Raw genomic sequence first — 19,879 nt, forward strand, 5'->3', positions numbered from 1 at the left:
GCGCATGCGGCAGAGTTCCCCTTGAAGCGTCGTCGGAGGTGACGCCCCGTTCAGGGTACGGGGGGATCGCCGTTTGGCAAAGTCATCGGAGACACTCACCCCGTTCTCAGCATGAGAAAGTTCTCATCTTTCTGATCGGGAGTTTCTTCGGTCCGCAGGAGAGCACTGGCAATTGCCAGCCGGAGTCGTGAGACTGACGGCATGGCCCGCACACTCGGAAAGCTCCTCCTCGTCGCGGCTCTCGCCGCCCCGCTGGTCGCGTGCGCGACGAATTCGTCCGCCGGGGCGGGAGGGTCCTCCTCTCCCTCGTCCTCTCCGACGCCGAGTCGTCCCGCGTTCGCGAACCCGACACCCACGCCGCTGTCGGCCGCGCCCCAGGGTGATCGCGCGCTGCTGGAGTCCGCGCTCGGAACCTGGGGCGATGAGGGTGGTGCCTACCTCACGTTCACCGCGGATGGCATGGTTCTGGGCTCGGACGGGTGCAACGGCATCGGCGCGACGTTCGCCGCTGACGGAGACACCATCTCCCTCTCGCGCATGCCGTCCACGATGAAGGCCTGCCCGGATGTGGACACCTGGCTCAGCGCCGTCCGCGCGGTGAAGGTCGACGCCGACCAGCTCATCATCCTCGACCGCAGTGCTGCCGAGATCGGCACGCTTGCTCGCACCGCCTAGCCCTCCCACGCAGAAACCCCGCCGCTCCACGGGAGCAGGCGGGGTTTCGCGCGTCTGGGCGATCAGCGGTAGTTGATGAACTGCAGATCGACGTCGAGGTCGGACGCCTTGAGCAGGCGGATGACCTCCTGAAGGTCGTCGCGGCTCTTGGACTGCACGCGCAGCTCATCGCCCTGGATCTGGCTCTTGACGCCCTTCGGGCCCTCATCGCGGATGATCTTGCCGATCTTCTTCGCGTTCTCCTGGGAGATGCCGTTCTTGATCGTCGAAACGATGCGCACCTCCTTGCCGCTCGGCGTCGGGTCGCCCGACTCCAGGCTCTTCAGGGAGATGCCGCGCTTGATCAGCTTGGACTGGAACACGTCGAGGACGGCGAGTGCGCGCTCCTCGGTGTTGGCCTTGATCAGGATGCTCTCACCGCTCCAGTCGATGGAGGCATCGGTGCCCTTGAAGTCGTAGCGCTGCTCGACTTCCTTCTTCGCCTGGTTGAGTGCGTTGTCGGCCTCTTGGTGGTCGACCTTGGAAACGATGTCGAAACTACTGTCGCTTGGCATGTCGCCAGTGTATCCGCGGGGACCGCGAAAAGGCGGAAGAGGGAGGCATCGATATTCTAGCGCTAGAATATCGACATGACTCTGACCTCCGCCGAGCTCACGATCCTCGGACTCGTCATCGAGCAGCCGCGTCACGGCTACGACCTGGAGCGTGTCATCGAGCAGCGCGGCATCCGCCAGTGGACCGACATCGGCTTCTCCTCGATCTACTACCTGCTGTCCAAGCTGGAGAAGCGGGGGTTGCTGGCATCCGACGCGGCCGCCACGGGGCCGACCACACGCCGCGTGATGCATGCCACCGCCGCGGGGCGGGAGGAAGCCTTCACGGCGGTCGGTGAACTTCTGGAGCATGCACAGCCCGCGGCCAATCCCTTCCTTGTCGCTCTCGCGAACCTCGACCTCGTCGGTCCGGACTATGCGCGTGTCCTTCGCGCGCGACTGACCGAGGTGGAGGAGCGGATCGCGGCGATCCGTGCCGCCGAGCGGAGTCAGCAGCCGCTCCCGCTCGCCGCCCGCGAGGTGTTCTCATATTCCCTCCACCAGTGGGAGGCTGAGCGCACCTGGCTCCACGAGCGCGTGGGGGAAAGCCGATGAGCGGGGGTCCCGCGCTGGCGGGCGGCGTTCACTGCGAGACCTCGACGCTCCGCGTGCTGTTCGCGGACGCGGGTATCTCCCTGTCCGAGCCGATGCTGTTCGGGCTCGGGAGCGGGCTGTCGTTCGTCTACTGGGACTCTCGTCGGCAGCCGCTTCCGTTCATCGGCGGGCGGGTGAAGCCGTTCGAGATCGTCCGAGCGGTGATCGAGCGGTGCGGCGTGACCCTGAACGTGCACGAGACCGCGTCCCCGCGGCTGGCGTGGGAGCAGGTGCGAGGGGCCCTCGACAGCGGTTCGGCGGTGGGGCTGCAACTCGACAGCTTCTACCTGCCGTACTTCACGTCCCGGGTGCACTTCGCCGGACACGTGGTGGCGATGACCGGGTACGAGGGGGAGCGTGCGCACCTGGTCGACACGGCGCAGCAGGGCGGCCAGGTGTCCACGGACCTCGACAGCCTGGCGGCGGCGCGGTCAGCCCGCGGCCCGATGTCCGCACGGAACCGCTCGTTCACGATCCGGGCCGGAGCTTCCCGCGATCTGTCGCCCGCGATCCTCGACGCGATCGTCGCGGCCGCAGACGCCTACCTCAATCCGCCCATCGCCAACGTGGGCGGCCGTGGTGTGCGCACGGCGGCGCGGAAGGTGCCGGCCTGGTTGGAGCGCGTCGCCGACCCGCCCCGGGACCTGCGACAGATCGCGGCCCTGATGGAGCGCGGCGGGACTGGCGGCGGACTCTTCCGCGCGCTCTATCGGGACTTTCTCATCGAGGCTCGCGATATCGTCGCGGCCGATCTCGCTCCGGCACAGGCTTCGGCGCTGGAGCGCGGCGTCGACCTCTTCGCGGACGCCGCCCGCCGGTGGACGCGCGCAGCGGAGCTGATCGACGCCGCCGGATCCGGGCGGGAGCCCCGCCTTCTCGCAGAGGCGGGTGCGCTGCTCTCCGCGATCGCCGACGTCGAAACCGCCGCCATGGAAGGGCTTCGCATCCTCGAACAGCGCGGTGTCCGAAGCCGCCCCTAGACTGACCGCACGAGGGGACAACGGCCGGGGACGAGGCCGCCGCCCTCGCTGAGGGAGGACCACGGATGACGCTCACACCGCACCACGACGGCTCCGCGCTGTATGTCTCGGACGATGCGCCCGCCCTCGGGGACACCGTGCGCGTGCGCGTGCGGGTGCCGGTCGATTTCGGACCGCTCGCCGCGGTTCGTACCCGTTCCAATCCCGATCACGAGCCGGCCTGGACCGAGGCGGAGCGGATCGGGGTGGCCGGCGGATGGGAGTGGTGGGAAGCGCCCGTCACGGTGGCGAACCCGAGGCACGGCTACCGCTTTGTCTTCATCCACGACGACGGCCGGGTTCAGTGGCTGAATCAATCCGGGCTGCACACCGGGGAGACCCTGGACAGCGAGGATTTCGCGCTGGTGACCACCGCGGCGCCCCCGACGTGGCTACATCGGTCGGTGATGTACCAGATCTTCCCCGACCGCTTCGCTCGCTCGGCTGCGGCCGACACGCGCCCGACACCGGCCTGGGCGATCCCGGCGGCCTGGGATGATCCGGTGGACCCGGTGATGCCCGGCCGCACCCAGCAGTTCTACGGCGGCGACCTGGACGGCATCATCGAGCACCTCGATCACCTGGAGGACCTGGGCGTCGACCTGGTCTATCTCACCCCGGTGTTCCCCGCCGAATCCAATCATCGCTACGACGCTTCCACCTTCCGTCACGTGGACGAGCTCCTGGGCGGTGATGAGGCCTACGCCCGCCTGATCGCTGCTGTCCATGCACGCGGCATGCGGATCATCGGCGACCTCACCAGCAACCACTCCGGTGACAGCCACGAGTGGTTCCGCGCTGCGAAAGGTCATCCGGAGGCAGCGGAGGCCGGGTTCTATTACTTCACCGATCCGGAGTGCACGCGCTACGAGTCCTGGCTCGGCTACGACACGTTGCCGAAGTTCGACTGGTCCGATGCGGAGTTGCGTCGCCGGTTCTACGAGGATGAGGACTCCGTCGTGGCGCACTGGCTGCGCGAGCCGTTCGGCATCGACGGCTGGCGCGTGGATGTGGCCAACATGACCGGACGGCTCGGCGCCATCGACCTGAACGCCGACGTGCGGCGAGGGCTGCTGCGTGCGATCACCTCGGTCCCCGGGGAGCGCATCCTGCTGGGCGAGTCGACCAACGACGCACAGAGCGATCTTCAGGGTGATGCGTGGCACGGAGCGATGACCTACCCCTCGTTCACCCGGCCGGTCTGGGGGTGGCTGAGCGAGCCCACGCACGCTCCCTACCTCGAGGCCGACGGCACCACCTCCACCGATCCGTGGTTCTTCACGCAGCCGGTCGGCGGCATCCCCCGGTACTCGGGCCGCGATGTCGCCGAGGCGATCACGCGTTTCACCGCGGGCATCCCCTGGCGGGTCCGGCTCGGGAACATGCAGCCACTCGACACCCATGACACGGCGCGGTTCGCCACCAACGCTGCGCCCGGCACCGTGCCCGTGGCCGTCGGGCTCTCCATGACGCTGCCGGGTCTGCCTGTCGTCTTCGCCGGTGACGAGTACGCCCTCACCGGCGCGGACGGCGAATCGAGCCGTACGCCGATGCCCTGGGGCACGGAGGGCGAGGGTCGGGTGGCCGAGCGCATCACGCTGTATCGCGATCTGATCGCGCTGCGCCGGGGTCATGCGGCACTGGCCACCGGGGGAATGCGATGGCTGCATGTGTCCGACGAACTGCTGGTGTTCGTGCGGGAGAGCGCCGAGGAGACCCTGCTGATCGCGGCGGCGCGCTCTGCTTCTGCCGCGGACATTCCGGATCAGGCTGTGGAGGGCCTCGGCGCCGCTGCGCCGCTGTTCGGTGAGGTCACGCTTGCCCGTGCGGAAGGCGAGACTCGAATCGTCTGCGACGGCCCGGGCTTCGGCGTGTGGTCGTTGCCCGGTGTGGCGGTTCCGGCCCGCGCGGCGTGAGAGGCTCCTAGACTCGCCGACGGAGGCTTCATGCGAGGAATGACCGAAGATGACGCGCGCGCAGCGCTCGCGAACGCGTCCGACGGCGAGCGCGAGCTGATGGCGGTGCCGACGGCCTTTCTGATCCTGGACTGGGATCACATGGACTTCGTCGCCTGGCGGGACCCGCGCACGCGCGATCGTGCGTATCTGATCGTCGAGCTCGATGGCCATCCCACCGGGATCGTTCTGCGCGCGGCGTCCGGATCCAGTCATGCGCGAGCGGGCGTGTGCAACATCTGCCACACGATGCAGCCCGCGGACCAGGTGACGATGTTCACGGCGCGACGAGGGGGCACGGCGGGGGAGCGCGGTGACGGCATCGGCACGTACATGTGCGCGGATCTCACGTGCCATGACGCGGTCCGCCTGGCGGCTCCCCTGGCACCGGGCGAGATCCGCGGCGACGTGAATCATCGCCTGGACGGAACACGACGCCGCGCCGAGGACTTCGTGCGTCGTGTGCTGGAGGACACATGAGCGAGGACCGGGTCGTGGTCATCGGTGATGCGCTGATCGACGAACTGCGTGATCCGCACGGCGTCCGCGAGTTCATCGGCGGTGCTGCCCTCAACGTCGCCGTCGGGTTGAGCGTGCTCGGAGTGCCGGCCACGCTCATCGCGATGGTGGGCGATGACGAGCCCGGTGCTCGGATTCGCGAACTCCTCGACGCATATCGCGTCGAACTGCTGGCGACGCCCTCGCCGCTCGGCACTGCCCGCGCCGTCAGCGAGCGGGGCCCGTCGGGGGAGCCGGTGTACGTGTTCTCCGAGGCCGCCCGACAGCGGAGGATCCGCTACGGCGAAGCCGAACGCGCCGCGATCGGCGCGGCACCCGTCACCGTGGTCAGTTGCGTGGCATTCGACGACGAAGCCCAGGCGAACGACCTGACCGACGCCGTCGGCGGTACGCCCACGCGGCTGGTCATCGACCCGAATCCGCGTGCCGGGATGATGCACGATCGCGATCGCTTCATCGCCGGCCTCGAGGCGCTGGTGCCCGCGGCCGCCCTCGTGAAGATCGGTGATGACGACGCGCGTCTGCTGTACCGTTCGAGCCTCACCGAGATGCGGGAGCGCATGCTGGCGCTCGGGGCGGCCGCGGTGCTCTCGACGGCCGGAGCGGACGGGGCGCGGCTGGACGCGAGCGGCGTCAGCGTCTCCCGTGGCAGTTCGGTCCTGCCGGGGCGCATCGTCGACACGATGGGTGCCGGGGATGCCACCCTGGCGACGGTGGTGCAGGCGCTCGTGCGCAGCCCGCAGCTCGACGAGGCGGCATGGGAGCAGGCTCTCGCCGAGGCGATGGACGTGGCGGCGGCGACGTGCCGGGCCGAGGGCGCGCTGCTGCGCGTTCCGCGTGACGACGCGGGCGATGAGGCTCACCGCATCGACACCTGAGACCCGCCCCTGATCAGCCGATTTCTGGTCACGCCGAAGCTCCGGTAGTATCGATATCCGCGCCTCTGGTCGGCTGTACAAGTTGGTCGGGTGCGCACCTGGCGGGTTTCCCAAGCGGCCAAAGGGATCTGACTGTAAATCAGACGCGTAAGCTACGGGGGTTCGAATCCCTCACCCGCCACCATGGATTGTTCGCTCCTGAGTTTTGTTCAGGGAACTCGAACAGCGAGAAGAGAAACGCCCCCGATTTCGGGGGCGTTTCTCTTCTCGCTGACGCCGGTGCGCTCACGCTTGTGCGCACCGGCGAGAGATCATCGCCGAGGTCGTTGCAACACGCGAAGACCCTCACCGTGGTCTCCTCGGCGGCCGTGATCTCTTGGGGAGCTCGCCGTTGTCAGCGGAGCCCTGAACGCCGTCTACTCCCGTGGGTGACGAGGTGCTTAGACGGGTCGTTCGTGCGAACTCATCAGCCGGCGTCGATCACCGCCTGCACCGACTTCTGCGCCTCCGCGAGGAGCGCGTCTACATCTGCCTTCTCATCCGTGAGTACCGCCTGCACGATCGGGTCAAGCGCCGCGTACAGTTCTTGCGCCTTCACGGCGGGCTCGGGATTCACCGTGAGCTTCGAGCTCAGGTAGTCGGTGTACAGGGATCGATCGACAGTGATGGAGTCCGCGATCCAGCCGAGGTAGGTCTCGTACTGCTCATCGCTCACGAGAGGGATCTCGGGGATGCCGACCGGCACGTTGTCAGCCACCGCGGCAGTCGCGAGCGAGATCGCTGTGTCCTTGTCGAAGTATCGGTCCAGCCAGTAGAACTCGGTCCACTTCAGTGCGGCGTCCAGTTCTTCCGGAGATGCTTTCGGGTTGTACCACTGGATGGCACCCCCGCCGAGAGTGCCGAGGCCCGCGGCACCTTGGGGCATCGGTGCGATTCCGATGTCATCCTTATCCATACCGCGGTTGACGACCACGTCGGTGTAGATCGGTCCGTTGATCGTTTGTGCGACGTTGCCGCCGGCGTACTCGTTGCGAATGTCGTCGGGACTGAGCAGGAAGTTTGAACCCGCGGCATCCGCGTCCCATCGCAGGTCATGGAGGAATTGAAGCGATGATTTCATGGCCGCGGTGTCAACCGTGACAGTGGCAGCGCCATCTTTGTCGACGGTCTCAACGAGCGAGCCGTTCGCGTAGGCCATGGTCGTCAGGAGCCAGCCTCCGTTATTTCCGGTCGTGGGGATGATGAACCCCGTCTTGCCGGTTCTTGCTGCGATGGTCTTGGCGTTCTCCAGCACCCCTTCCCAGTCCGTCGGCGGCGTGTTCGGGTCGAGGCCGGCCTGCGCGTACAGTGCGCGGTTGTACATCAGGGACATCTCGTAGGCCTGTCGCACGACGCCATAGGTTCTGCCGTCGACCACCACTGCATCGTCAAGGTCCGGGTTGAGTCCCGACAGCACCGTACTCCGCTCGACGAGATCGGTGATGTCCGCTGCTTGACCGCGCTGAATGAGGGCGGTCATGTCGGTGAATGGAATCGCAAGTGTGGTGGGAGCTGTGCCGCCGACCAGGAGTGCGCTGAAGCTCTGCGGGTCGTAGCGGGTCTCATCGCCGACCACGGTGATGTTGGGGTACCGCTTCTCGAACTCAGCCACGCGATCGGTGAACACCTTGAGGGATGCCGCTTGATCGGCTGTCGGCATCTCGCCGACCCGTATGGTCACGGAGCCGGTCGCCGCGGGATCGGATTGCGGGTCGGTTGCTGGGGAACACGCGACGAGAGCGATCCCGAGGGCTGCGGTGACGATGGTGGCACCGGTGATGCGAGGGGGACGTGCCTGCATGAAGCTACTCCTTCGTAGCGGCGACTCAGCGCCGGGTGGGAGCGAGCATATATCAAATTGATGGATTTTATCAATCGGGATGATCGTCTGCCTGCGTGCGCACCACACGCGGCGATATCCGGGCGGCCTGTGCGATGGCGCCAGCGCGCGCTCGCGAGCACGATGATGAGCGTCGTACGGGCGTGCAAGAAAGAGCTTCGTGATCGGAAGCGTCAGGCTGGACTGAAGAGATCTTCCAATACGAGACAGGCTGCGCCCATGGCGGCGACGTCGCGCCCCAGCGTGGTGCCACGAAGTGTCACCTTGTGCAGTTGGCGTGTGACGGATACCCGGTCGACAATGGGGGTCATGATCGGCAGGAACCGGGAGGCGACCTGGTCCCACATAGCACCGCCCATGACGATCGTGTCGACATCGAGGAGGTTGCCGATCGTAAGCGCGGCGGACGCCGTGTAGCGGGCGGCGCGGTCCAGAATCCCGACCGCCACCTCATCGCCGCCATCCGCCGCGCGACAGAGCAAGGCGAACAGCTCGTTGGCTTCGGGGGAGGTGTTGCCTCCTGCCTCGCGAGGCAGCACTCCCGCCTCCACGCCCTGATGCACGAGGGCGCTCTGTGAGGCGACCTCCCAGAACGCATGGAAATCACCGGTGAAGCGTTCGCCGATCTCATCCGCGGTGACCGCGAGGAGCCCGACGTCACCGGCGTTGCCGGATCTGCCGCGCACGACGGAGCTATCCACAACCAGGCCGATGCCCGCGCCGGTACCCAGGTACAGGAAGGCGAAATTGGCGGGGGCATCGGTACCCGTTACCCACTGCTCACCGACGGCGCATGCGATCACATCCTTTTCGAGAAGCACCCGGCGACCGAGGCGTCGGCTGAGCATGTCGCGAAGCGGTACTCTGTCCCATCCCGGCAAATGAGGTGGGCTGAGCAGAGTACCGGTGGCGCCGTCGATGGGGCCCGGGGCCGCCACACCGACGCCTGCGATCCGCGCGGGGTTCACACCGGACCGCTCGATGAGGTCCCCGACTTGTGCCGCGATCATGGCTGTCGTCGCCTGTGCATCGGTTCCCGGAGTGAGCGACTGCCTGCTCTCGACGACGACTCCGCCTGCGAAGTCGAGAATCACGCATGTGGCCACGACTGGGTCGAAATGGACCCCCGCGGCGTAGCAGCCGGTGGGGTCGAGATCGAGCAGCGTCCGCGGCTTGCGATGGCCCGGGATCCGCTCCTTGCCGACCTCGTGGAGCAGACCGGCGTCAATCAGACGACGGGTGACATTCGAGACCGTTTGGGGGATGAGTCCGGTCTCGGAGACGAGCGCGACGCGGGAACGTGCGCCGCGGCGCACGGCCGTGAGCACCAGAGCCTCATTGGTCTCCACGCGTCGAGGGGTCCCCGCGCCGTTGTCGTCCGCAGGCGACTGTGCGGCAGTGTCCACGGCACCTCCCGATGCGCGCCGCGAAGATGCGGGTCATCGTTTCGACCGCGGCTCTCTCACGCTACACCGGCGCATGAGAGCCGCGTGGTGCTTCGACTTTCCCTTCGAGCCATGCGTCGAGCACGGCGGCGAGCTCAGTCTCTCCGACCGTCACGAGGGCGTGTCTGTGGCGCGCTGTCTTTCCGCCTGTGGTCCAGCGATTCCAGCCGTCCCGCTCCAGCACAAGCTCGCCGGGCGGGCTCCATGTGACGAGGGGGGAGTCGGGAAATGCAGCGAGGTAGATCGTGAGGAGGTCCCAACTGGGACGTCCGACTCCGACGCCGCAGAAGGTCTCATACGCCAGGGCGACAGGGTTCTCCGCGCCCAGACGCTCCGCGAGATGCCGACCTGTCACGACGTGCTCGGTCGTCTCGAATCCGACGAAGTCGACGCTGCCTGGCCACGAGTCGAGAAACTCCATCGCCTCCGGAGCGTGCTCGGCGAGGTTGAATTCCCGACCCCACGGGAACTGTCCACCCATGACAACGGTGCGCCCCACCTTCCGTTCGACGAGCTCCGCTCCTGACAATGCAGACCATTCGTCCGGTGCGGAGGCGAGCAGGGCGTTGAGATTTGCGAAGAAGCCGATGGAGGTCACAGTGATGGCACCGTCTTCGGCTGCCGCGAGGGCGCGTCTGAGAACGAGCGTTGCCGGTTCTGGGGTGCGTCCCGGTGTGCTGGCGAAGTGCTCGGCGACAGCGCGCGCGTAGTCGTTCTCCCACACATCATCCGTGGTGCGAGCGTGGTGGCCGATCGGGACGTCCGCACCGTGGTGGGCGCACACGACGGCGGCAGTGCGCGGTCCCCAGCGGCTCGGGGTGTTAATGCCCACGGCATCGAGGCTGATGATCCCCGCTTGAGCGAGATGGAGAGCGATCGCCAGGGCGCCGACGTCATCAACGTCGGCGAACATGTCGCTTTCCAGAACGATGCGAGGAATCCCCGCTGACGACGCGATCATTCCGCCTCCGCCGAGATGAGATTGGCCGATCGGAAGAGGGCGGTGTTCTTCGACGCTTGACCGATCCCGCCGCCCCACTCCACCCATCCTGAGCGGCCATCGGTGCCTGTGACGTCACCATCTGCGTCGTTCACGAGGAAGGAGAGACCGAACACGCTCTGTGGCGGTTCATCGAATCCCAGCGAGCTCCAGGGGACCGAAACGTCGTAGACGGTCGTCCGTGTCTCTTCGTTGCGCGTGATGCTCGTCTGTGCTCCGGGTGTCGGGCCCGCCACCGCGCCGGGAGGTGCGGCGAATGTGTAGGTGACGGGTCCGCCGTCGAGCAGCGCGGCCGCGATCTCGACGCGATGTCCGCCGATGAGGGAGGGGAATAGGTCATAGGTGCTGAACTGAATCGAATCCACCTGCCAGGCCTGCGACGCGCTTGCTCGGGAACCGATGTGCTTATCATCGGTGATCTCGGCGTGAACGCGCAGACCCCCGGGCAGGGACGTGAAGCGTACGGACCCGCCGACGTCTGCGGTTCCGCCGCGGGTGCCCGACCCGTTCGCACGCCAGACACCGATGCGGTTCAGATCGATCGGGTCAACCCGTGTCGCGTCGTCCGGCTCGATCGGGGAGAAGCTCAGCGTGCCGACGTCCTCGTGGCGATATCCGCCGGCAGCAGCGCGCACCTCGTAGGCGAGGGGGACGAAGAGGGCAGGGGCAGGCACCGCGGCCGCGACGGTTGCGGACGTTCCCGGGGGAACGACCGGCGGCGAAGCAATCGTGCCTGCCGTTGCTCCGACGCGCCAGGTCAGGGAATCGAGACGCAGTTCATGGTCGGGATCGTTGTTCCTGACCGTCACATCGAGAGCGTAGGCATAGTCGTCAGCTTCTCGGGTGACGCCTGGCCGTGCGATGACTTCGTAGCCGTCGATGACCTGTGTGTGCGCGCGAAGCTGAGCCATCGGTTTCTGGCCCTGCCCGCCTTGGGCGACCGTGACGGTGATGGTGCGACGCCCCAGGCGGCTTGCCGCGGGCAGGGTCATCTGCACTGAGCCGCCAGCGAGGTGGAATGTCTGCTTCACACCGTCACCCATCACCGTGACCGTACGCGGGCGTATCCCTGCATCGAGTGCGGTCACGGTCACGGTGGCTGCTCCGCCGGCGACCGTCTGATCCGCGACGTCGACGGCGAACGGGGCGGGGGTGAGAGCAAGGGTCACCGTACCGGAGATGAACACGGGTGACTCGTCGAGGGTGAGTGAGAAATCGCCCGCACCGACCTCCGTCTTCGTGCCGAACTCATCCGTCAGAGTGAACCCGTTCGCAGAGGAGACTGTGACATGGTCGGCCGCCGTGCTCCACAGCACTCGGTTCGTCCTGGTGCCATCGGTATACGGATAGGAGTATGCCGTGGGGGAGGAGAGGTCCTCGCGGGGCTGTTGCTCCAACCCCGTCGTCTGTCGAATCAGGACTGCTTGCGTGACGAAGGCGGGCTTCGGGCTGATGCCGTGCACGCCACCATACGTGTAGCCGGGAGCATCCGGGCAGATCCAGTTCCAGCACGAGGTCGCGTCCGGGCGGTTGAGCAGACCGAAGTTATCCTCGCGCTCGGAGGGATTGAAGCCGGTGTCCATGATCGCGTACCAGATGTATGAGTCGACGCCCGCCGCCTCCGCGAGTACGGGTCCGCGGATTGCGAAGTCGGCCTGCTGCTGGGCGGACGAACCCGCCGTGTGCGTTGCCCACCCGTTCTCGGTGATGCGTACCGGAATGTCACGACCGCCATCGTTCGCGTGCACCAGGTCGACCAGCTCCGGCAACGCCGTGACTGCTTCGCTCTCCTCGGGCGCAGTGCCGGGGCCGAAGTTCTGCACGCCGTAGTAGTTGACCGCGTACGTGTCGATGGAATCCAGCCCGCCGCGGTCGATGAAATCGCGCGCCCAATCCAGCTGCACCCCCGCGGTGACGGGTCCCATCACGTTCGCCTGCGGATCAGCGGCGTGTATCGCAGATGCCGTCGGTTCAAGGAGAGCGACGTAGCAGGCGGCGGTGAGGCAGCCCGAGCTGTTGAAGCCGCTGGAGTTGTACTCGTTGTAAACGCCGACGTCATGGGTGAGGCTCTCGGCCGACGCGAACCCCGCGGTTGCTCCGGCATATGCGGCGAACGCTGCGATTCCCGAAGGAGTGTGAGGCGTCTGATTGTTGTCGTAGAGCGGGTTCTTGTACAGGGCGTTCCACATGGCGTTGACGCCGTGTTGCGAGAGTTCTCGTTGCGTCGCGGTGGCGAGCGTGTCGAACGTGTAGTTTCCCGCGGTCGGTTCGATGCCCTCCCACGTCTGATCGATGCGACTGAGTCCGTAGCCTGCCAATGCGATCGCCTCAATGAGTGACGTCGTGTCGCGCGGACTCTGCCATCCACGGTGGAGTCCCACCCCGTAGAAGGCATCGTCGGCGTTCCAGCCTGCAGGTGGAGCGTCGAGCACCGCGAAGGAGGTGGAGCGGGTGACCGGAGTGCCCAGGGGAGCTGTTACGTCGAGCGTGTAATACCCGAAGCCCAGGTCGCTGACGTCGATGGTTCCTGCCCCCGTTGTCATCGCAGAGATACCGGTTCGAATCTCGACGCCGTACGCATCGCTCACTCGCCAGTTGACCTGGCTCGCGGGACTGGCGACATCGATACGCGCTTCCCCTTCCGCAAAGATCAGCGAGGGGCTCATGATCGCGAGAGAATCGAGGGCCGCCATCGGAGCATCGGTGAACCTCACTTCGATCTTCGAGAAGCACACGGGAGACATGCCGCCGACGGGAGCCTTGACATTGAGCCGGAAGTCGGCGCCGTTCGAGCGGTTTTGGAACCGAATGTCCGTGAGCTCGAACGAGGTGGTTCGCCATTGGTGGCTGTCGGTCATGGGCTGGTTCCGGCTTCCCGCCCACGGCGTCGACTGCGCGTCGTACTGAATATCGAAGCCATTCGTGCCGACGTCGTAGTAGTCCACGGTCACGATTGCGCGCCGTGCGCCCTCGGGAACCACCGCGTCGGCGACGTTGACGTAGACGTAACGGACCAGGGGCGACTCCTGCATCGCCCAGCACTGGACACCGTCTACGGTCGTCGCCACGGCAGCCGGGTCGATTTCGCGGTCTCCAGGTCGTGCGCCATCCACTCCGATGAGCTCCGGGGATTCACCCAGCACAGCGACCGCGTCGGCACCGTAGGAGGTGGCGTGCGCGATTGTGGGCATCGCGACGAAGAACCCGGCGAGGAGGAGGAGCGCTGCGAGGGCGCTCCTGCGCCGTCGCGGGCGGCGGCGGGGGGTGGTCGATTCCATGGCAGCTCCTTCATTGGACGTGGCCGAAAAGAAATCCACTGATTGGATTTTATATCGCACAGATCCTACGAGAGCAAGTGCGCACTGCGTTGAGCGGGCACTTGCGTGCGCAGATCGCTCATGCGGCGAAGATCTGAATACACCAATGCGGCTATCCAGCAAGATTGACGCGAGTGGCGCGTCCTCTGCCGTCGTTACTGGACACGAAACGAGCGCTGAGGTTACGTTCGGGGGATGGTCACCACGGTTCCAGACGAGGAGTCAGGGGATCGGAGCAAACTCGATGAGTTCTTTGCCCGGGCCTCTGCACCCATGCGATCTGTCACGAAGGCTGTGGCCTGGGAGATCGTGAGTCCACCGCTGTTCGGTTTCCCCGGAACCCTCGCTGAGGATGAGGTTGACGGCACCTCTCTGGTCGGCGGGACATACTGGCGTTCGCTCCCTGTGCGGGACGACGCACAGCGTCCGATCGTCGCGCTGATGACGGGGGTTCAGGGCGATGTCGATTTCGTCGAGGACGATTTCAGGCGGAGCCACCCACCGCGGTGGAACATGACGGCGGCTGTGACCGTCGAACTCCGCGGCGGTGAGGTCCTGGTGGCGTCGACGGCCGACGGCGTGGCGCGCTTCGACCTCCCTCACGACCGTTTCCTCCTCGTGCACGTCGTGGGAGCAGTCCCGGAGAATGCGCTGACGATTCGGGAAACCGGTTCGGTAACGAACCTGATCGAGAATTGGGAGACTGCGATCGAAAACGCCTGGGCGTCATCGCCGACATAGAGCGCATTTGTCCTTCGCTGATCCACGTTCGAGAAGCCGCACAGGGGCACGGATATCTGAGGGGAACTCAGGATCGTCCCCAGAGTGCCAGTGAGCCGCGCATGCCATGTGTGCACCCTCGACCGTCGTAGATGCCTGCACATCTGGGTATCAGGTGTGTCAGTGTTGTGCGGCGCTGCCGATCGGGAGGCACGATTCTCTCTCCCGAGGACGTCGGCTCCGCGTCGCAGGCGAGTCCCCTGGTTCCTCTTGCTTGTCGTGAAGGTGAGCGAGGGCTCATCCGTTCCAGACGAGAGCATGCGCCGTCGGCCTGGGCGCCTAGGCTGACGGCATGAGTGTGGAGCTTCGGGACCTGGCCATCGACGTCGCACGGGAGGCGGGGGAGCTCGCCGCTCGCCGACGTGCAGAGGGTGTGCGGATCGCGGCGACGAAGTCCACGCTCGCTGACATCGTCACCGAAGCCGACCGCGAGGTGGAACGGCTCATCCGTGATCGGCTGGCGAGTGAGCGACCGGGTGACGGCATCATCGGCGAGGAGTACGACCCGGTCCCCGCGGATGGGCTGACCTGGATCGTCGATCCGATCGACGGCACCGTCAACTATGCGCAGGGTTTGCCGTTCTGGGCGGTGAGCGTCGCGGTGGTCTCGGGTCCCGCCCGTGTGGGGGAGTGGACGGCGGTCGCAGGTGCGATCTTCGCTCCCGCGACAAACGAGATGTTCAGTGCAGCGGTCGGCGAGGGTGCGCGATTGGACGGCGTGGGCACGAGCGAGCGACTGCGGGTGGCGGAGCCGAGTGCGGCGGGCGAGCTGGTGGCCACCGGCTTCGGTTACGACCGGACGACTCATGCCGCTGACCTCGCCGAGATCGCGCGTGTGCTGCCCTTCGCCCGCGATCTGCGCCGGTTCGGTGCCGCGTCGCTGGATCTCGCCTCCGTGGCGGCCGGCCGCGTCGACGCCTATTCCGAACGGGATCTGAAGGCCTGGGATCACGCCGCCGGTGCCCTGCTGGTGATCGAGGCCGGAGGAACGGTGTCGTTTCTCGACGCGGAAGGCTCACGCCCGCGGATCGTCGCAGGATCTCCCGCCGCCCATGATCGCGTGATCGCGGCGCTGGCCGGCTGAGGTCCTGGATTGCTAACAGAGTTCGCTCTTCGGATGGCTTTTTCAGCGGAGCGGGGGTAGCCTTTACCTGATCGTTACTTTTGCTGACCCGCAGCGGAGTTCGGTCCGCCCCCTGAATCTGTTCGTGTCGCGGTTGTGCGGCCAACCCTGAGGTAACGAGTTCTTGTCGATAGATCACACCCGAGCCGGTGACGGCGCTGTGTCTGAAGCTGACCGCGACGAATCCGCTCCCGCCGACTCCGGTGCGCGCCTGACGCGCCGTGCCCTGCGCGCTCGCGCTGCCGCCGTCACGATCGCCGCCGCTGGCGTCGCTCCCGCCGACAATGCTGTCGCGCCCGCCGAGCCCGCCGCCGAGACCGTCGCACAGCGCCCACAGCCCTCGCGTCGGAGCGACGCGCGTCGCGCCCAGCAGAGCACAGCCGCGGAGGCGGCCCCCGGGCCGACTGTTCCCGTCGCGCACATCTCCGACGTCATCGCCGATCCCGAAGGCGACGCGTTCGCCGAGGCATCGCGCGTCTTTGCCGAGGCCGGTCACACGCAGGTGACGTCGATCATCGAGGAGAAGAGCGCGCCCGCTGACGCAACGCTTCCCGTATCGGACCTTCCCGTCTACCTGCACGTCGCGCCCCGCAAGCGTCGCAACGTCCGTCGTATCGCGACCGCAGGTGCCTCCATCGGCGTTATGGGCGCTGCCGCGGCCCTGGTGTTCGCGATGGCGCTGCCGCCGTCGATCGGAAGCAGCTCGGCGGTCGCCTCGGTCGCCAGCACCGGACCGTCCACCGCCAAGGCCGACATCCAGGCGTTCGTCGCCTCCGGTGATGCCCTCACCGATGACCTCGCCCGCAGCGAGAACTACTCGACGATCTCGGGCGCTGAGCTCGCCCAGGAGAGCGGCATCCGCAACTACTCGTCGTCGGTCTTCGTGAACAACGTCTCCGCACCCATCCAGTGGCCCTTCGCCGTCGGCGTTCCCGTGGGCGATGGCTTCGGCATGCGCGATGGGCGTATGCACGAGGGAGCCGACTTCCAGCCGGGTGACGGGTCGCCGGTCCAGGCGATCGCCGACGGCACCGTTCGCATCGCCACCGAGAACGGCGGCGCATACGGCGTGAACGTGTACATCGATCACGAGATCGACGGCCAGATCGTCACGAGCCATTACGCGCACATGCAGTACGGCTCGCTGCGCGTGAAGGCCGGGGACCAGGTGACAGTGGGCACCGTCGTCGGGCTCACGGGCAACACCGGTCGCTCGTTCGGTGCGCACATGCACTTCGAGATCATCATCGACGGAAAGACCGTCGATCCGATCGCCTGGTTGCGCGCTCACACGGAGTGAGTGGTCAATCGCCACCTCGATCATCTGGTACGCTGGATGAGTTGCCCCGGTGAGGGTGACAACGCCCCGATAGCTCAGTGGCAGAGCACTTCCATGGTAAGGAAGGGGTCGTCAGTTCAATCCTGACTCGGGGCTCAAGGCATGAAAATGCCGTGCGGCAGGGTAGCTCAGTTGGTGAGAGCGCACGACTCATAATCGTGAGGTCGCGGGTTCAAGCCCCGCTCCTGCTACAGATGAAAACCCCCGGTTCTTCCGGGGGTTTTGTCGTATCGGGGCTGGCGGACCGGAATGGTGGCTGATCGCTCACCGGGCGATCGGCCACGCGTGCAGTTCCTGCGCTCCGCGAGGCGGGGGAGGCGGGGCAACGACCGCTCGGGACGCCCACGACGTGCCGGCTGTTTCCTCTCACGTCCTGGAGCGCGGCCGCACTCCATGGCTACGATCGTGTCGTGCGCCTCCATGCCTCGCTCCGGCCCGTGATCGCCCTCGCGATCGCGGCCTCTGTCGCCCTGACAGTTTCGGCGTGCGCGACCGGCGCGGGTGGAAACACGCCCGCGGACCCCGAGCGGATCGCCGAGAGCGCGAGCTCTCTCGGCATCACGCCCGAACTCGTCTACACGACCGATGTCGACGGCTACGATCTTGCGGTACAGTCGGTCGGCTCGACCGGCTCCAGCGGCATGTCGGCGTCGTGGTTCAGCGAGGCGCGCGGCGGGATACTGACGATCCGCACCGACTTCGGAGAGGTGACCGCCGAGAACTGCGCGGCGACTCCGCTCTTCGAGGCGCACGACGTGGCCGTGACCTGCGAAGAGGACGATGACGGACTCTGGCACCGGACTGCGGGAGACGCACACGAGTACGTAGCGACGCGTGACGATGTGCTCATCCGCGTGAGCGGCCGAGGCGCTTCGGAGGAGGACCTGCGGGCGGCCGCACAGGCAGTGCACGTGCCATCGGAGGCTGAACTCGAACTGCTCTTCTCCGATGCGCCCGAGCCGCCCGCGGGGATGCCGGTCGAGCGCGGCGACCTCCCCGAGCATGGCGACGGCGCCCCGATCGATCCGTCGGGCCCGGGTGGCTGATCGCTGATCCTCCGGCGTGGCGGCGATGATCCTCCGGCAGAGCAGCGCTGATTTGTGTTCCCCATCAACGCGCCGTTCGTGTTCGCGTGCTCCGAGCCCGGCGGTGGGCGTCCGGTAGCGACGTGCTTGCTCCGCCGCCGCGTCATGACAAGAACCGCGCACGTGCGAGGATCGAGTGGTGAGCTCTGCAGGTCCCGCCCCCGTTCGTGAGGGGCTGTGGCGCAGGCTCACCGCCTCGATGAATGACCCGGTGCTTCGCGCCCTCGTCACCTCGACAGCGGTGTCCCGGGTGGGTCGCGGGGTGTTCCTCACGGTCACCGTGCTCTTCTTCACGCAGATCCTCGGGCTCGGCGCGGGGGAGGCGGCGCTCGTGCTGGCCGTGTCCAGCGCGTGCGGGGTGGTCGCATCACTGGTGGGTGGATGGCTGTCCGATCGGCGCAGCGCGCGACGCATCGCATTCGCGTGCGAGGCCCTGGGCGGTCTGCTGCTGGCGGGATACGCGTTTGCCGGCGACTTCCTCTCCGCTCTGATCCTCGCCAGCCTCTCCGGATTCTTCGACTCCGTCGGGCACTCGGCGCGGTCCGCGATCATCGCCCGAGGGCTGGCTCCCGAGCGCCGCGTGCACGCCCGCGCGGTGCTGCGCACCGTCACGAACCTGTCGATCGCTCTCGGCTCCGGCATCGCGGCGATTGCGCTCGCGCTCGGCACCGCGCCCGCCTACCGCGTGGTGATCCTCGCGGCGGGATTGCTGTGCGCGATCGGCTCCATCCCGCTGCTGCGGCTTCCCTCAAGCGTCGACGCCCCTGCCCGCAGCACGACTGCGCTGCGCACCGACACGGGGTCGATCAACACCGTCGCCCAGGCGGAGCGCAGCGACTGGCGGCGTCGCTCGCCCTGGCGGGATCCGCGCTACCTGCTGCTGACCGTCCTCTCGGCGGTGTTCGGCATGCAGTTCGGCGTGGCCGAGCTCGGCGTGCCGCTGTGGATCACGCAGGAGACCGAAGCACCGACCGTGATCGTGTCGGTGCTACTCGTCCTGAACACCGCGCTGGTGGTGCTCTTCCAAGTGCGTGCCTCGCGCGGCACCCACGACATCCGCGTGGCCGGACGCGTGACGATGATCGCGGGCTGGCTCATGGCCGGTGCCTGCTTCATCTACGCGCTCGCAGCTGGCCTTCCCACCTGGGCCGCCATCGCGGTGCTCGTCCTCGGTATGGTCGCCCACACCTTCGCGGAGATCCTCTCCCAGGCGGGAGCGTGGGGACTCAGCTTCGAGCTGGCGGATCCCGTGCGCGCGGGCGCGTACCAGGGAGTCTTCGGCATGGGCTTCTCGCTCGGCGCACTGGCATCGCCGATGGTCGTCAACGCCACTGCGCTCACCTACGGGCTCGCGGGGTGGGGGATGCTCGCCCTGATCTTCCTCCTCGCCGCCGCCGGCATCATGCTGATCGCCCGCCGTGCCGCATCGGTGGCGCCTCCCGCGGCGGTCTGAGCGCGAGGAGTCAGAGCGCGCGGGGTTCTCCTCGCGAGCCGGGGTCACCCCGAGCGTCCCCGCTCTTGCTCTGCGTGGCGTCTCGTGTTCGTCCGGGGCGCGTTCGGCCTGCTCTGCGCTCTGTCCTCGGCACCGGCTGGCGCCGCGCTGTCTTCCGCACCGGCTGGCGCGGCGCTGTATTCGGTACCGGCTGGCGGGGCGCGGTATTCGGTACCGGCTGGCGGG

Annotated in this window: 16 protein-coding genes and 3 tRNA genes; 14 read left to right on the forward strand and 5 right to left on the reverse strand. The window is 67.0% G+C overall.

The genetic code is table 11. From position 1 onward, the window contains the following. Positions 1 to 201: 201 nt before the first annotated feature. Entirely contained in the window at positions 202 to 675 is a 474-nt protein-coding gene (locus LQ566_RS10675; protein ID WP_231091680.1) for an META domain-containing protein, read from the forward strand. Between the two features lie 62 nt (positions 676 to 737). On the opposite strand, the gene LQ566_RS10680 is transcribed toward LQ566_RS10675, so the two are convergent. Then, the gene (locus tag LQ566_RS10680; protein WP_231091682.1) at positions 738 to 1,229 is read right to left on the reverse strand and encodes a YajQ family cyclic di-GMP-binding protein; all 492 of its coding nucleotides are present in this window, start codon (positions 1,227 to 1,229) and stop codon (positions 738 to 740) included. 75 nt (positions 1,230 to 1,304) lie between these two features. Here LQ566_RS10680 and LQ566_RS10685 point away from each other — a divergent pair, with 75 nt between their 5' ends. From LQ566_RS10685 to LQ566_RS10710, 6 genes are all read left to right on the forward strand, one after another. Continuing rightward, positions 1,305 to 1,823: a PadR family transcriptional regulator gene (locus tag LQ566_RS10685; RefSeq protein ID WP_231091684.1), complete on the forward strand. Its 519-nt coding sequence runs from the start codon at positions 1,305 to 1,307 to the stop codon at positions 1,821 to 1,823. After that, positions 1,820 to 2,842 (forward strand): BtrH N-terminal domain-containing protein, encoded by a 1,023-nt coding sequence (locus LQ566_RS10690; protein WP_231091685.1) that lies wholly within the window; start codon positions 1,820 to 1,822, stop codon positions 2,840 to 2,842. Before LQ566_RS10685 ends, LQ566_RS10690 begins: the two co-directional genes overlap by 4 nt. Before the next feature lie 65 nt (positions 2,843 to 2,907). Beyond that, the gene (locus tag LQ566_RS10695; protein ID WP_231091686.1) at positions 2,908 to 4,797 is read left to right on the forward strand and encodes a glycoside hydrolase family 13 protein; all 1,890 of its coding nucleotides are present in this window, start codon (positions 2,908 to 2,910) and stop codon (positions 4,795 to 4,797) included. A 39-nt stretch (positions 4,798 to 4,836) separates the two neighbouring features. Beyond that, complete coding sequence (locus tag LQ566_RS10700; protein ID WP_308070845.1) at positions 4,837 to 5,316, forward strand: FBP domain-containing protein; 480 nt, start codon at positions 4,837 to 4,839, stop codon at positions 5,314 to 5,316. Continuing rightward, positions 5,313 to 6,233, forward strand: coding sequence for a carbohydrate kinase family protein (locus LQ566_RS10705; protein ID WP_231091688.1), 921 nt, complete (start codon positions 5,313 to 5,315; stop codon positions 6,231 to 6,233). The genes LQ566_RS10700 and LQ566_RS10705 overlap by 4 nt, the downstream gene beginning before the upstream one ends. 100 nt (positions 6,234 to 6,333) lie before the next feature. Continuing rightward, positions 6,334 to 6,417: transfer RNA gene (locus tag LQ566_RS10710), tRNA-Tyr, on the forward strand. A gap of 282 nt (positions 6,418 to 6,699) precedes the next feature. Here the strand turns inward: LQ566_RS10710 and LQ566_RS10715 are convergent. The 4 genes from LQ566_RS10715 to LQ566_RS10730 form a co-directional block, all read right to left on the reverse strand. Next, a complete protein-coding gene (locus LQ566_RS10715; protein WP_231091690.1) occupies positions 6,700 to 8,073 on the reverse strand; it encodes an ABC transporter substrate-binding protein in 1,374 nt (457 codons plus the stop codon). Positions 8,074 to 8,285: 212 nt separating this feature from the next. Next, positions 8,286 to 9,518, reverse strand: a complete 1,233-nt coding sequence (locus tag LQ566_RS10720) for an ROK family protein (RefSeq protein WP_231091691.1) — start codon at positions 9,516 to 9,518, stop codon at positions 8,286 to 8,288. Between the two features lie 61 nt (positions 9,519 to 9,579). Further along, positions 9,580 to 10,518, reverse strand: coding sequence for a nucleoside hydrolase (locus LQ566_RS10725; protein ID WP_231091692.1), 939 nt, complete (start codon positions 10,516 to 10,518; stop codon positions 9,580 to 9,582). Beyond that, positions 10,515 to 13,835, reverse strand: coding sequence for a hypothetical protein (locus tag LQ566_RS10730; RefSeq protein WP_231091694.1), 3,321 nt, complete (start codon positions 13,833 to 13,835; stop codon positions 10,515 to 10,517). Before LQ566_RS10730 ends, LQ566_RS10725 begins: the two co-directional genes overlap by 4 nt. 234 nt (positions 13,836 to 14,069) lie before the next feature. Between LQ566_RS10730 and LQ566_RS10735 the strand changes: the two genes are divergently transcribed. From LQ566_RS10735 to LQ566_RS10765, 7 genes are all read left to right on the forward strand, one after another. Continuing rightward, on the forward strand, positions 14,070 to 14,615 hold the full coding sequence (locus tag LQ566_RS10735; protein WP_231091696.1) for a hypothetical protein: 546 nt from the start codon (positions 14,070 to 14,072) through the stop codon (positions 14,613 to 14,615). Positions 14,616 to 14,946: 331 nt separating this feature from the next. Next, positions 14,947 to 15,738, forward strand: a complete 792-nt coding sequence (locus tag LQ566_RS10740; protein ID WP_231091698.1) for an inositol monophosphatase family protein — start codon at positions 14,947 to 14,949, stop codon at positions 15,736 to 15,738. Between the two features lie 199 nt (positions 15,739 to 15,937). Next, entirely contained in the window at positions 15,938 to 17,077 is a 1,140-nt protein-coding gene (locus tag LQ566_RS10745; protein WP_231091699.1) for a M23 family metallopeptidase, read from the forward strand. Between the two features lie 63 nt (positions 17,078 to 17,140). Then, positions 17,141 to 17,212: transfer RNA gene (locus LQ566_RS10750), tRNA-Thr, on the forward strand. Between the two features lie 21 nt (positions 17,213 to 17,233). Beyond that, a tRNA-Met gene (locus tag LQ566_RS10755) sits at positions 17,234 to 17,307 on the forward strand. A 219-nt stretch (positions 17,308 to 17,526) separates the two neighbouring features. After that, positions 17,527 to 18,162, forward strand: coding sequence for a hypothetical protein (locus tag LQ566_RS10760; protein ID WP_231091700.1), 636 nt, complete (start codon positions 17,527 to 17,529; stop codon positions 18,160 to 18,162). A 178-nt stretch (positions 18,163 to 18,340) separates the two neighbouring features. Beyond that, positions 18,341 to 19,654, forward strand: a complete 1,314-nt coding sequence (locus tag LQ566_RS10765; RefSeq protein ID WP_231091701.1) for an MFS transporter — start codon at positions 18,341 to 18,343, stop codon at positions 19,652 to 19,654. The last annotated feature ends 225 nt before the right edge of the window (positions 19,655 to 19,879 follow it).

Origin of the sequence: Microbacterium nymphoidis (genome assembly GCF_021044885.1) — a bacterium.
GTDB lineage: Bacteria > Actinomycetota > Actinomycetes > Actinomycetales > Microbacteriaceae > Microbacterium > Microbacterium nymphoidis.

Coding starts and splice junctions, on each gene's coding strand:
- LQ566_RS10705 (WP_231091688.1), top strand. CDS start 5,313: ATGAGCGAGGACCGGGTCGTGGTCATCGGTGATGCGCTGATCGACGAA.
- LQ566_RS10740 (WP_231091698.1), top strand. CDS start 14,947: ATGAGTGTGGAGCTTCGGGACCTGGCCATCGACGTCGCACGGGAGGCG.
- LQ566_RS10735 (WP_231091696.1), top strand. CDS start 14,070: ATGGTCACCACGGTTCCAGACGAGGAGTCAGGGGATCGGAGCAAACTC.
- LQ566_RS10715 (WP_231091690.1), bottom strand. CDS start 8,073: ATGCAGGCACGTCCCCCTCGCATCACCGGTGCCACCATCGTCACCGCA.
- LQ566_RS10695 (WP_231091686.1), top strand. CDS start 2,908: ATGACGCTCACACCGCACCACGACGGCTCCGCGCTGTATGTCTCGGAC.
- LQ566_RS10730 (WP_231091694.1), bottom strand. CDS start 13,835: ATGGAATCGACCACCCCCCGCCGCCGCCCGCGACGGCGCAGGAGCGCC.
- LQ566_RS10690 (WP_231091685.1), top strand. CDS start 1,820: ATGAGCGGGGGTCCCGCGCTGGCGGGCGGCGTTCACTGCGAGACCTCG.
- LQ566_RS10700 (WP_308070845.1), top strand. CDS start 4,837: ATGACCGAAGATGACGCGCGCGCAGCGCTCGCGAACGCGTCCGACGGC.
- LQ566_RS10675 (WP_231091680.1), top strand. CDS start 202: ATGGCCCGCACACTCGGAAAGCTCCTCCTCGTCGCGGCTCTCGCCGCC.
- LQ566_RS10725 (WP_231091692.1), bottom strand. CDS start 10,518: ATGATCGCGTCGTCAGCGGGGATTCCTCGCATCGTTCTGGAAAGCGAC.
- LQ566_RS10685 (WP_231091684.1), top strand. CDS start 1,305: ATGACTCTGACCTCCGCCGAGCTCACGATCCTCGGACTCGTCATCGAG.
- LQ566_RS10680 (WP_231091682.1), bottom strand. CDS start 1,229: ATGCCAAGCGACAGTAGTTTCGACATCGTTTCCAAGGTCGACCACCAA.